This is a genomic window from Flavobacterium zubiriense (assembly GCF_041729725.1).
Classification (GTDB): Bacteria; Bacteroidota; Bacteroidia; order Flavobacteriales; family Flavobacteriaceae; genus Flavobacterium; species Flavobacterium zubiriense.
Genome location: NZ_JBCFQL010000006.1, coordinates 187,813 through 200,655, shown reverse-complemented (window position 1 = coordinate 200,655; position 12,843 = coordinate 187,813). Strand labels below are relative to the sequence as shown.

Here is a 12,843-nt window from a genome sequence, read left to right as displayed (position 1 = left end):
TAAGAAATATACACAAATAAAAAAGGGATGATTTATCAAAATCATCCCTTTTTTAGTATCAATCAAAAAATTAGTTTCTAATTAATTTTCTGTATTTCAAACGTTTTGGAGTTAAATCACCACCTAAACGTTTTTTCTTGTTTTCTTCATAATCAGAAAAACTTCCTTCGAAGAAATAGACTTCAGAATCTCCTTCAAAAGCTAAAATGTGCGTACAAATACGATCTAAGAACCATCTGTCATGCGAAATTACCACAGCACATCCAGCGAAATTTTCTAAACCTTCTTCCAGCGCACGAAGCGTGTTTACGTCCAAATCATTCGTAGGCTCATCCAGTAACAATACGTTTCCTTCTTCTTTCAATGTCATTGCCAGGTGTAAACGGTTACGTTCTCCTCCAGAAAGCATTGAAACTTTTTTATTTTGTTCTCCTCCACCAAAGTTGAAACGCGATAAATAAGCTCTTGAATTTACTTGTTTTCCGCCCATCATAACCAATTCCTGACCATCAGCAAAGTTTTCCCAAATGGATTTATTGGGATCAATATTAGAATGCGATTGATCTACATAAGCGATTTTAACCGTTTCACCGACAGAAAATTCTCCGCTGTCGGTTTGTTGTTCGCCCATAATCATTTTGAAAATAGTCGATTTACCAGCACCATTTGGCCCAATAATCCCAACAATTCCAGCCTGTGGCAAAGTGAAGTTCAAATTATCATACAATAATTTTTCTCCAAAAGCTTTGGCTACATTCTTAGCTTCAATAACATTAGTTCCTAAACGTGGACCATTTGGAATATAGATTTCCAAGTTTTCATCCAATTGTTTTTGGTCTTCATTCAATAATTTATCGTAGTTCTGTAAACGTGCTTTTTGTTTCGTTTGACGACCTTTCGCTCCTTGACGAACCCAGTCCAACTCACGTTCCAGGGTTTTTCTACGTTTAGAAGCTACTTTTTCTTCTTGTGCCATACGGCTTGATTTTTGGTCTAACCAAGAAGAATAATTCCCTTTCCAAGGAATACCTTCTCCTCTATCCAACTCTAAAATCCAACCCGCAACATTATCCAAGAAATACCTGTCGTGCGTTACAGCGATTACTGTTCCTGAATATTGTGCCAAGTGTTGTTCTAACCAAAGTACCGATTCTGCATCCAGGTGATTTGTAGGTTCATCTAAAAGCAAAACGTCTGGTTGTTGCAACAATAAACGACACAAAGCTACACGACGACGCTCACCTCCAGAAAGATTTTTGATTGGCGTATCTCCTTCTGGTGTACGCAAAGCATCCATTGCGATTTCTAATTTCGTGTCAATTTCCCAAGCGCCAAGAGCATCAATTTTGTCCTGCAAAGCCGCTTGGCGATCCATCAATTTATCCATTTTGTCTGGATCAGAATAGTTTTCTTCAAGACCAAACAAATCATTGATTTGGTTGTACTCTTCCAAAACTGCCATAGTTTCAGCAGCTCCTTCACGAACAATTTCGATTACAGTTTTCGAATCATCAAGAATCGGTTCCTGCTCTAGATAACCAACAGTGTAACCCGGTTGAAAAACAACATCTCCCTGATAGTTTTTATCAACTCCAGCAATAATCTTCAAAAGTGAAGATTTTCCAGAACCATTAAGACCTAAAATACCAATTTTAGCCCCGTAAAAGAAACTCAAATAAATATTTTTAAGTACAGGTTTATCTGCTCCCGGATAGGTTTTACTCAATTTTTGCATTGAGAAAATTACTTTCTTATCGTCTGACATAATTTTAAGTTTTTTGTTAGTTGTTAGTTGTTTATAGTTTGCCAATTACAAACTCCTCTTTTATTTTTTAAATTTTAATCCTTTAATTTCACAATTATTCAAATAGTTCATCATCGAACCTATTTTATTTTTTTCAATTTCAATCATTTCATTTAGTTTTGAATGTTGCTCTTCTGAAATTAGTTTTTTATCAAAAGCTCTATAAGATTGTGACTTGGCTTCACCCGCAGAACCTTTTGCTATACTTAAAAATTGAATAAATTCTCTATTTCCATTTCTTTCAAATCCCTCGGCTATATTGTCCATTATAAAACCTGAACTTCTGTCGATTTGATTTTTTAATGAATAGTTTGTTTGTAAAGTTGTTGTTTGAATTAATAATTCGACATATTGACATATCTCTCTGGCTTTTTGCCAAATCTCTAATTCTTCAAATTTTGATATTGTTGCCATAACTACAAACGATTAACTTCCAACCAAAAACTACTATTATACCCTTCCTTTAAGCGAACTAAAAACCCAGGCAATAGCAAAAAATCCGATTCCAACGGCAGCAAAACCAATACCTGAAATATCTCTATATTTGAATAATCCAAGACCTATTAAGATTAATCCCATTACAATCATTATAAACGTAGCCCATCCTAAGATGCTATTTTTATTCATTCCCATTTCTTCTGGTATATCGTTTTAGAAATGCAAATATCGCTAAATTTAATGGCTAATTAAAAATATGATAAAGCATTTCTTTTAATAAATCGGCGTTAGACAAGGCGTTAGCCCCCACTCCTTTGCTTTTGACATCAATCTCTCTCAGCGAAGCCACAACCTGACTTACTTTTCGCATCGGATAATTTTTTAAAGCCACATCGTATTCTTTTAAGAAAAACGGATTTACTCCTAAAACAGATGCCACATTTTTTGGGTTCTTATCTTTCAATCCGTGGTATTTTAATAATTGCACAAAGAATCCAAAAACCAAACTTGTGGTAACCACCATCGGATTGTCTTTTGGATTATTGGCAAAATTTTCAGCAATGGTGTACGCTCTCAATTGATTGCGTTCTCCAATGGCTTTTCGTAATTCGAAAACATTAAAATCTTTACTAAAACCTATATTTTCTTCAATATCCTTAGGCGAAATGGTACTTCCTTTGGGTAAAATAATTTGTAATTTCTCCAGTTCATTATTTATTTTACTCAAATCGGTTCCTAAAAATTCCACTAACATTGCCGAAGCTTTAGGCTCAATAGCATATTTTTTTCCAGCTAAAACGCGCTTAATCCAATCGCCAACCTGATTTTCGTATAATTTTTTACTTTCGAAAATCACTCCTGATTTGGCAATCATCTTAGTCACTTTTTTCCTTTTATCCAGGGTTTTGTATTTGTAACAAAGTACCAAAACAGTTGATGGCATTGGGTTTTCGGCATAACTTTCTAATCGGTCAATTGTTTTTGTTAAATCCTGAGCTTCTTTTACAATCACGACTTGACGTTCGGCCATCATCGGATAGCGTTTGGATGTCGAAACAATATCTTCAACCGATACATCCCTGCCATACATCACCGTCTGATTGAAACCTTTTTCGTCTTCTGATAAAATATTTTCTTCTATATAATCCGATAACTTATCAATATAATAAGGTTCTTCGCCCATCAAAAAATAAATGGGTTTAATATTTCCACTTTTTATATCGTTTACAATTTTTATGACTTCGTCCATTGAGATTTTAGATTATAGATTAACGATTTTAGATTTCTGATCTCTAAAAAGCTCACATTCTATTTTTTCTTTTCTAAATTTTTTTATCTCTTCGTCTAACATCTATTCTCTTTTTTCTCTATTCTAAAAGTCTTACTTTTGCACCATGCAAAAACTCAATTTTCAGTTGTATAACTTTCGATTCAAAAATAGCGAAAATAAAGTGGCTATTTTTGATGAAATCAGAAAAAAATTTATCATTCTTACTCCCGAGGAATGGGTTCGTCAGCATGTGGTTCGGTTTTTATTGGAAGAAAAAAAATATCCAAAATCCTTAATTAATGTCGAAAAAGTGCTTTTGGTGAACGGATTAAGAAAAAGATATGATGTGGTGGTATTCAATCCTGATGGATCTATTCATATTTTAGTGGAATGCAAAGCGCCTGAAGTAAAAATTACGCAAGGAACTTTTGACCAAATTGCACGCTACAACATGACAATGAAATCTAATTTTTTGATGGTGAGCAATGGATTGAATCATTATTTTTGCCAAATGGATTATGAGAATGAAAAATATGAATTTCAGTCTGAACTTCCCGATTATAATATAGCAAATACACAGAAACTTTGAAAAAAATAGCCGTTGTCATTCTCAATTGGAATGGAGTACAATTATTAGAACAATTTTTGCCTTCCATCATTCAATATTCCTCAGAAGCTGAAATTTATGTGGCCGATAATGCTTCGACTGATGATTCTATTTCTTTTATAAAGAAAAATTTCCCTACCATAAAAGTGGTGAAAAACAATGGTAATTATGGTTTTGCCAAAGGTTATAATGAAGCGTTGCAACATATTGATGCCGAAATTTATGCTTTAGTCAATTCAGATATTGAAGTGACTGAAAACTGGTTGAGTCCTATTTTAGACACATTCGAAAACGAACCTAAAACAGCTATTATTCAACCGAAAATATTGGATTTTAAAAACAAAGAATACTTTGAATATGCTGGTGCAGCTGGCGGATTTATAGACAAATACGGTTATCCTTATTGTCGTGGTCGTATTTTTGAAACTATCGAAAAAGATAACGGACAATATAATGACACTTGCGAAATAACATGGGCTTCAGGAGCTTGTTTTTTTATTCGAAGTAAAATATATCATGAATTAAAAGGTTTTGATAATGATTTTTTTGCACATCAGGAAGAAATAGACTTGTGTTGGCGTGCAAAAAACAACGGTCATATTATAAAATACAATCCAAATTCGGTTGTATATCATGTAGGTGGTGCTACTTTGAAACAAGGAAACCCAAAGAAAACATTTTTGAATTTCAGAAATTCTTTATTAATGCTGGTAAAAAACTTACCGAAAGAAAATTTATATTCGGTTTTATTTATTCGAATGTTGTTAGATGGTGTTGCAGGAGTTCATTTTATTTCTAAAGGAAAATTCAGTCATTTTTTCGCTATTTTAAAAGCACATTTTGCTTTTTACGCTTTATTTTCAAAAACTTACAAAAAAAGAGGAATTTTTCAATCAAAAAGATACTATAATGTTAAAAGCATCGTTATTGATTACTATATAAATAATGGCAAGGTCTTTGCTAAATAATTTTAACATTAATTTATCTTTAATTTGTAAACATTAAAAACTAAATTTGTAAAAACTCAAACTAATAAAATTTATGAAAAAAGTTGTTATGGCCCTTTCGGTACTTGCTCTTTTAACTTCATGTGTGTCTAAAAAGAAATACACTGAACTAGAAGCAAGAAATAAAGAAACTCAAGATTTATTGAATACTGCTACAGTAAAATTAAATTCTTGTCTTGAAGAAAAAGCAGGACTTGCTGCTAGAGTTGAAGGTTTGAAAGAACACAATCAAACATTAATCAACACGTCTAAAGACATGACTATTTTGACATCAAAAGGTGCTGAAAATATTGAAAAAGCTTTAGAATCTATCAAAGAAAAAGATTTAAAAATTAGTAGAATGCAAGATGCATTAACTAAGAAAGATAGTGTTACTCTTGCTGTTGTTACTAGTTTAAAAAGCGTAGTAGGATTAAACGATGAAGACATCGAAATCAATGTTGAAAAAGGAGTGGTATTCATCTCTATTTCTGACAAAATGCTATTCAAAACGGGAAGTTACAACGTAAGTGACAGAGCAAAAAGTGTTTTAGCTAAAGTGGCTAAAGTAGTAAATGACAAACCAGATTTCGAATGTATGGTTGAAGGTCATACTGATAGTGTTCCTTATATTGGAAACGGTGTTTTATTAGACAACTGGGATTTAAGTGTGAAACGTTCTACTTCTATTATCCGTGTATTAACAAACGAATTAGGTGTTAAGCCAGAGCAATTAATCGCTGCGGGTAGAAGTTCTTATGTTCCTTTAGTTGGAAATACTTCAGCTGAAAATAGAGCTAAAAATAGAAGAACTCGTATTCTTGTTTTACCTAAAATTGACCAGTTCTACGATATGGTGGAAAAAGAAATGAAAAAACAAAAATAATTTTTGTCTTTCAATATAGTAAAAACGTCCCGAAATTTTCGGGACGTTTTTTTTTATACCATTTTCTATGCGTAATTTTTTTCTTTGGGCTTGTTCTGTCTTATTTATCCTTGCTGCTGCGGGTTGGGTTTTTACATTTGGAAAATTAGTTTAATTACTGTTTTTTCCTGTTTAACCATTGGTAGTGGACATAGCAAACTTATGAGTGGTCACCAATATACTTTTTGGATTATCACTACCGTATGAGCAGGATTGATTTACCCCAAACCTTTTTACATATTGGTTCTTGTAGTAGTGGTTTAGCTTCGAATGTAATGACTTATATCGCCAAAGGAAATTCGGCTTTATCGGTTACAGTAACTGCTATTTCTAGCTTAGCTGCGCCAATTATGACACCATTTTTAATAAAAATATTTGCTGAAGCTATGGTCGAAGTGTAGTTTTTCAACATGAAGATGAAAATTATCAAAATAGTTTTAGTTTCAATAACAGCAGCCATGGTTCATGATATCCTTAAAAACTACGGAAAAACTACCCGAAAAAGAATTGATATCTAAAGTATTTTATCCGCTATTTGGCTAGGAATATTATTTTTCTTTAACAGCTATTTCACTTACGAAAACAATAGCACTATAGCTCATTTAATCGAAATCAGCGGTTTTGTTGCTGGAGCTTTCCTGATTCATTTTTTACAAAGGGCATCCAAAAATTGATAGTTTAATGCCTTATTTTTCGATGTTTGGAATTATACATTTCACTTTGGTAACAACCGCAGCTGGTAGGGACAATTTATTGAAAAAAAGGTTTTTCACTTTTCATAGTGGCAATTCTTCATAATGGGTTGGTTATTTCTTTGGCTATTATCTAAGTCGTGATTGTGCTTTGGGTAAAAATAGCAGTCGTACCATAGCTTTTGAAGTGGTTTACAAAACGGAAGAATGGCTTCGGGTCTAGCAGGATCCACGGGTAAATTAACCACTCTTGGTTTAGCGTAAGCAATTTTTAGTCCCTGTATGATGTTTCTTGTTCTTTACTAGCCAATTATTGGAGAAAAAAAGCAGAACTTGAAGAAAAGAAGAAGCAAGATTGTCTAGTTCATGACACATTATCATTGTTACTTCACACAAAATTATCATCTGTTACTATTTAAAAAATATCAGATGATTTTTTTAAATTTTATTTAACCAAAAATTATTCTGTCAAAAAAATGTTTATTTTCAATAAAAAAAAATCTAGACATACCAAGTTATCAATAAATTAATTACATTTAAAAAACCAATCATTATTAATTAACCAAAACCACAATTTATGGAAATTACAAGAAGAAAATTTTTAACATCTGTAAGCATGCTAGCCGCTTATACGGCATTTCCTCTTAGTTCTTTTGATTTTGATAACACTAAAAAACTCAGGATTGTCCTTGTTGGAACAGGGGTCAGGGGAATCAGTTTTTGGGGAAAAAGATTAGTTCAGGAATATTCAGATATTCTTGAATTTGTAGGCCTTAGCGACATCAATCCAGGAAGATTAGAATATGCCAAAAAATTCATTGGCGTTAACTGCCCTACATTTGTGAATTTTGACGACATGTTAAAAAAGACAAAGCCTGACTTAATTATTGTTACCACAAAAGATTCTACACACCACCAATTCATTATTAAAGGATTAGAATCAGGTTATGATGTACTTACTGAAAAACCACTTACTACCGACGAAAATAAATGTCAAGATATCCTAAATGCTGAAAGAAAATCAGGTAAAAATTTGATTGTGGGTTTTAACTACAGATGGAGTCCGTATAGTACAAAAATCAAAGAATTATTAGCTAATAATACGATTGGAAAAATTACTTCTGTTGATTTTCATTGGTATTTAAACACCTATCATGGTGCTTCTTATTTTAGAAGATGGCACGGACAAAAAGACAGCGGAGGCTCACTTTGGGTACACAAAGCTACCCATCATTTTGATCTTATTAATTGGTGGCTTGATTCAGATCCTTTAGAAGTTTTTGCCTTGGGCGATTTAGAACATTATGGAAAAAATAATCCTTTTAGAGGTGAAAATTGTAGAAGTTGCGATCATAAAACTACTTGCGATTACTATTATGACATAACTAAAGACAAGCACTCCATGGATCTTTATGTTGCCAATGAAAAACACGATGGCTACATTAGAGACAACTGTCTTTTTAGAGAAGAAATTGATATTTATGATAAAATGTCGGCTCAAATAAAATATGCTAATAACACCATTGTAAACTATTCACTTACAACCTATTCTCCTTTTGAAGGATGGAGATTAGCATTCAACGGTACCGAAGGACGTATTGAAGCTTCATTAGATATTCCGTACGATAAAAGAACAAAGGTGGATCAAGCTGAAATGCATGCCAAAGAAATGGAACAATCTGCTTTAGAAGAAGCGAATCATGAAACAATTATAGTTCATAAACTTTGGAAAGATTTCGAAAAAGTAACGGTTCCAACTGAAAAAGGAGGACACGGAGGAGGCGATCAACGACTTCATGATAAAATATTTAAAACTGCTGATACTGTTGACCCTTATGGAAGATCAGCAGGAAGTAGAGACGGGGCTATGTCTGTCTTAATCGGTATTGCTGCCCGCAATAGTATTGAAACGGGAAATCCCATAAAAATTGCTAATTTAACCGATTTAACACCAATGCCTAAGAGAGGAAAATAGCGTTCTAATAAATGAAAAAAAACATACTTGTTTTATATTTTATTGTACTTATTTCAGCACTAACCTACAGTCAAAAAAGAGGTTCCTGGGCAGATCAAGGAAATGAGACTTATATAAATCCAATTATAAATGCCGATTATTCTGACCCGGATATCATTCGATTTGGAAATAAATATTATATGATTTGCTCTGAATTTCATTATATGGGTATGACTATTCAGGAATCAGAGGATATGGTTAATTGGAAAATTATTGGTCGAATATACAATCGTCTGGATTTTCCAGCTTATGATGCTTTCAAAAGATATGCTGGAGGCAGTTGGGCTCCAGCAATTCGTTATCACGATAATAAATTTTGGGTTTATTTTTGTACTATCAATGAAGGTTTATTTATGACCAGTGCAAGCAATCCTGAAGGGCCTTGGTCTCCACTTCTACTTGTAAAAGATATTGAAAAATGGGAAGATCCCTGTCCTTTTTGGGATGACGATGGTCAAGCCTATCTGGGACATAGTGTACATGGTGCTGGCCCCATCATTATTCACAAAATGAGTGCTGATGGAACAAAATTGCTGAATGAAGGCAAAACAGTTTATACAGGCCCTGTAGCCGAAGGAACTAAAATCTACAAACGCAATAACTATTATTACATAAGTATTCCGGAAGGTGGAGTTTCAGAAGGATGGCAAACTATTTTACGTTCAAGAAACATTTATGGCCCTTATGAAAAAAGAGTCGTTTTAGAAAAAGGAAGCACTACTATTAATGGTCCACATCAAGGAGCAATTGTTGACACCCCAAATGGTGAATGGTGGTTTTATCATTTTCAATCAGCAGGCGCTTTAGGTCGTGTATTACATTTACAGCCTATGTTTTGGTATGACGACTGGCCTGTTATAGGAATTGACATTGACCGAAATGGTATTGGTGAACCTGTATCCGTATGGAAAAAACCTAATATTGGTGGCCATTTTCCAATAATCGCTCCACAATCGGATGATGAATTTAATACAAAAGAATTAGGCCTTCAATGGCAATGGAATCATAATCCAATAGATTCACATTGGTCGTTAACAGACAAAAAAGGATGGTTAGTATTAAAAGCTAAAAAAGCCGCAAACATCATGGAAGCTTATAATACCTTAACTCAAAAAGTAATGGGAAATACTGGAGAAGTTACGGTTCAAATGGATGTTAATAACATGATTTCAGGACAAAAAGCAGGTTTAAGCAGCATGTCTAAAACTTATAATTCCATTGGAGTTAAAAATCATAAAGGAAAATTATATGTGTTTTTTGAAGGAAAAGACAAAAAACAGGAAGAAGTGATCATTACACACAAAACTGTTTACTTTAAATTGAAACTCGATTATATACAGCAAAAAAATCATTTCTTTTATAGTATGGATAATAAAAATTTCAAAGCTATTGGACCCGATTTCAATGCCGAATTTGGTTATTGGAAAGGCAGTCGCATAGCATTATTTAGTTATAATGAATTAAGCGATGGAGGTTCTGCAGCATTTAATTTTTTTCATTACAATTATGACGGTCCTAAATAACTTGATCCCTTTTTTTACTTTCTCATAATCATTAGCACTATTTCTAAACCATGAAAAAAAACAGCATAATACTTTTCTTTTTACTCTCTTTCATATTCATCAATGCACAAAGCAACAAATCAGTTTATAATGTTTATGCTTTTGGTGCAAAAGGAGACGGAATAACAAATGACCAAGCTGCCATTCAAAAAGCTATTGATGCTTGTAAAAAAACAGGGGGCACCGTACTTTTAGAAAAAGGTGTCTTTCTAACTGGACAATTGCTATTAGTAAACGATTTAACCTTAAAAATTGATACTTCAGCAACTATTTTAGGTATAAAATCAGATGATGAAAAAGATTATCCACACCATCTTATTGATACAAAATATCCTAATAGAATGCTACAAGATTGTCAAAGAAGATTAATTTATGGTAATAAAGTTAAAAATGTAACCATAACTGGAGGAGGAAGTATTAACGGACAAGGTGATTTTGAACCCTGGATGCATGTAAAAGAAATTGGTACCGAAAAAGACCGTCCTTCTATCCTAGCCTTTGTAGGTTGTAATACCATTACTGTATCTGATATAACTCTTATTAAACCTGCTTGTTGGACTCAAGTTTATATTGAATCGGAAAATATTATTATTCAAAAGATAAAAGTTAACACAGGACAGCTTACACCAAATCGTGATGGTATTGACATTGTTGATTGTCATAAAGTACTCATCGAAGACAGCTATATTGAATCAGAAGACGATGGTATTTGTTTTAAAAGCGGTAGCGAATACGGCTGTAAAGACATTATTATAAGAAGATGTACCTTGGACAAATTAAATGTAAAAGCTGGAAACTGCTTCAAACTCGGTACCGATGGCTTAGGAAGTTTTATGAATTTTGATGTTTCTGAACTTACACTGAAAAACGCCTATCAAAATTCAGCTTTCTGTATAGAATCCATGGATGGAGCAGTAATTGATAATTTAAATTTTCGTGATTGCCAAATTTCAAATTGTGGACAAGCCATTTTTATCCTTTTGGCCGATAGAAAAAGAACAGTTCCTAATAGAAAAACCCGCATTGGAGCTATTTCAAATATTCATTTTAAAAATATAACGGGAACTGATTTCACCCAACAATATCCTTCGATAATTACAGGAATAAAAGGGCATAACATTCAGAATGTGACTTTTGAAAATCTAAATTTCGAATTGAAAGGAGGAATTCAAACGACCAATCAAACGGTTATGGAATACGATGGAAAATATCCCGAAGGCAGTTATTTTGGGAATACGAATGCATTTGGCTTTTTTGTAAGACATACCGATACTGTTACTTTTAAAAATTGTAAAATAACTGCAAAATTAGAAGATAAAAGACCTTGGCTAGTTCAGGAAGACACTAAAAATGTTTATCAACTAAATTAACTGAACATTAGAATATCCAAAAAATATTTTAGTACTTTGAGCCTCCTATTTACAAAAACTTATGGAAGTAATAAAAAACAACGAAGGTTTTGAAGCGGTAAATTCAAATCCGTCCTTATTGCGAAAAGTGGTTCATTTGGATCATTTAATGGTAACAATCATTGAATTCCTCAACGGGCCAATGGAAGTTCAAGATCCACCGCACCAACATGTTCACGAACAAATTACTTATGTAGCATCAGGTTCGTTGAAATTGTTTGTGGAAGACAGAGAATACCTTTTGAACGAAGGAGATGTTTTTAAAATTAAATCCAATTTGAATCACAGCATTCAAACCTTGACCGAATATGTAAAACTGGTAGATAGCTTCACTCCACTTCGAAAAGATTTTATTTAGTTGTATTTCCAATTTTCGAAAATAAAAAACATCATTATGAATGCTACATATCGTTTCCTTTTTATTCTCTTATTAGTATTTACACAAAACAGTAATGCTCAAAAACGCATCGCACTTTTTAACCAAAAAGACTTAAAAGGCTGGTATGCTTTTGGCGAAGAAAAAGGCAAACAAACTAATGCTGCTGATCTTTTTTCGGTAGAAAACTATTGGATTCGAATGTATGGCCCTAAAGCGGGTTATCTAATGTCCGAGCAATCTTTTCGAAATTTTGGACTAACAGTAGAATACCGTTGGAATACTGACACTAGTTTTACTAAAAAAAACAATAGCAAAAACAGCGGTGTAATGTATCTTGTTCCATCTGAAACTCCTGATGTTTTATGGCCAAAAGGAATTCAGTTCCAGATAAAAGAAGGAGCAACCGGAGATTTTGTTTTGCTGCAAGAAGTCACTTTAAACATCAACGGAACTAAAACCACTCCAGGAAAAAGTGTGGTTGCCAAACGATTTGCTGAAGCCGAAAAAACTATTGGAGAATGGAACACATTAGTTGTTATTTCAAAAAATGGCAAAATCACTCAAAAGCTAAATGGTAAATTAGTAAATAAAGGCAACGAATCTTCGGTTACTGAAGGTAGAATTTTATTGCAATATGAAGGTTTCCCTATTGATTTTAGAAAAGTGAATATTAAAAATTATAAATAAAAATTAACCGCAAATTTTCACAAATCAGTTTGCGTTATTTTGTGAAAATTGAGGTTTCTATTTTTGCTAA

General features: G+C 33.1%; 13 protein-coding genes. 9 read left to right on the top strand and 4 right to left on the bottom strand.

Going from position 1 to position 12,843, the window contains the following annotated elements:
- Nucleotides 1-70: 70 nt before the first annotated feature.
- From ettA to holA, 4 genes are read right to left on the bottom strand one after another with little or no spacing between them, the layout of a single operon-like run.
- Entirely contained in the window at nucleotides 71-1,765 is a 1,695-nt protein-coding gene (ettA, locus tag AAGV28_RS07445) for an energy-dependent translational throttle protein EttA (protein ID WP_373406191.1), read from the bottom strand.
- Between the two features lie 60 nt (nucleotides 1,766-1,825).
- The gene (locus AAGV28_RS07440; RefSeq protein WP_373406190.1) at nucleotides 1,826-2,218 is read right to left on the bottom strand and encodes a four helix bundle protein; all 393 of its coding nucleotides are present in this window, start codon (nucleotides 2,216-2,218) and stop codon (nucleotides 1,826-1,828) included.
- Between the two features lie 36 nt (nucleotides 2,219-2,254).
- Nucleotides 2,255-2,437, bottom strand: a complete 183-nt coding sequence (locus AAGV28_RS07435) for a CAL67264 family membrane protein (protein WP_373406189.1) — start codon at nucleotides 2,435-2,437, stop codon at nucleotides 2,255-2,257.
- Between the two features lie 49 nt (nucleotides 2,438-2,486).
- The gene (gene holA / locus AAGV28_RS07430) at nucleotides 2,487-3,491 is read right to left on the bottom strand and encodes a DNA polymerase III subunit delta (RefSeq protein WP_373406188.1); all 1,005 of its coding nucleotides are present in this window, start codon (nucleotides 3,489-3,491) and stop codon (nucleotides 2,487-2,489) included.
- A 145-nt stretch (nucleotides 3,492-3,636) separates the two neighbouring features.
- Between holA and AAGV28_RS07425 the strand changes: the two genes are divergently transcribed.
- From AAGV28_RS07425 to AAGV28_RS07385, 9 genes are all read left to right on the top strand, one after another.
- On the top strand, nucleotides 3,637-4,101 hold the full coding sequence (locus AAGV28_RS07425; RefSeq protein ID WP_373406187.1) for a type I restriction enzyme HsdR N-terminal domain-containing protein: 465 nt from the start codon (nucleotides 3,637-3,639) through the stop codon (nucleotides 4,099-4,101).
- Nucleotides 4,098-5,087 carry a glycosyltransferase family 2 protein gene (locus tag AAGV28_RS07420; RefSeq protein WP_373406186.1) on the top strand — a complete coding sequence of 330 codons (990 nt, stop codon included), beginning with the start codon at nucleotides 4,098-4,100 and terminating at the stop codon, nucleotides 5,085-5,087. Before AAGV28_RS07425 ends, AAGV28_RS07420 begins: the two co-directional genes overlap by 4 nt.
- Nucleotides 5,088-5,160: 73 nt before the next feature.
- Entirely contained in the window at nucleotides 5,161-5,991 is an 831-nt protein-coding gene (locus tag AAGV28_RS07415) for an OmpA/MotB family protein (RefSeq protein ID WP_373406185.1), read from the top strand.
- A 242-nt stretch (nucleotides 5,992-6,233) separates the two neighbouring features.
- Nucleotides 6,234-6,431 (top strand): bile acid:sodium symporter, encoded by a 198-nt coding sequence (locus AAGV28_RS07410; RefSeq protein WP_373406184.1) that lies wholly within the window; start codon nucleotides 6,234-6,236, stop codon nucleotides 6,429-6,431.
- Between the two features lie 868 nt (nucleotides 6,432-7,299).
- Complete coding sequence (locus AAGV28_RS07405) at nucleotides 7,300-8,697, top strand: Gfo/Idh/MocA family protein (RefSeq protein WP_373406183.1); 1,398 nt, start codon at nucleotides 7,300-7,302, stop codon at nucleotides 8,695-8,697.
- A gap of 11 nt (nucleotides 8,698-8,708) precedes the next feature.
- The gene (locus tag AAGV28_RS07400; protein WP_373406182.1) at nucleotides 8,709-10,259 is read left to right on the top strand and encodes a glycoside hydrolase family 43 protein; all 1,551 of its coding nucleotides are present in this window, start codon (nucleotides 8,709-8,711) and stop codon (nucleotides 10,257-10,259) included.
- Between the two features lie 50 nt (nucleotides 10,260-10,309).
- Nucleotides 10,310-11,668, top strand: coding sequence for a glycoside hydrolase family 28 protein (locus tag AAGV28_RS07395; RefSeq protein WP_373406181.1), 1,359 nt, complete (start codon nucleotides 10,310-10,312; stop codon nucleotides 11,666-11,668).
- Between the two features lie 61 nt (nucleotides 11,669-11,729).
- The gene (locus AAGV28_RS07390) at nucleotides 11,730-12,065 is read left to right on the top strand and encodes a cupin domain-containing protein (protein WP_373406180.1); all 336 of its coding nucleotides are present in this window, start codon (nucleotides 11,730-11,732) and stop codon (nucleotides 12,063-12,065) included.
- A 36-nt stretch (nucleotides 12,066-12,101) separates the two neighbouring features.
- Nucleotides 12,102-12,773, top strand: a complete 672-nt coding sequence (locus tag AAGV28_RS07385) for a 3-keto-disaccharide hydrolase (protein WP_373406179.1) — start codon at nucleotides 12,102-12,104, stop codon at nucleotides 12,771-12,773.
- The last annotated feature ends 70 nt before the right edge of the window (nucleotides 12,774-12,843 follow it).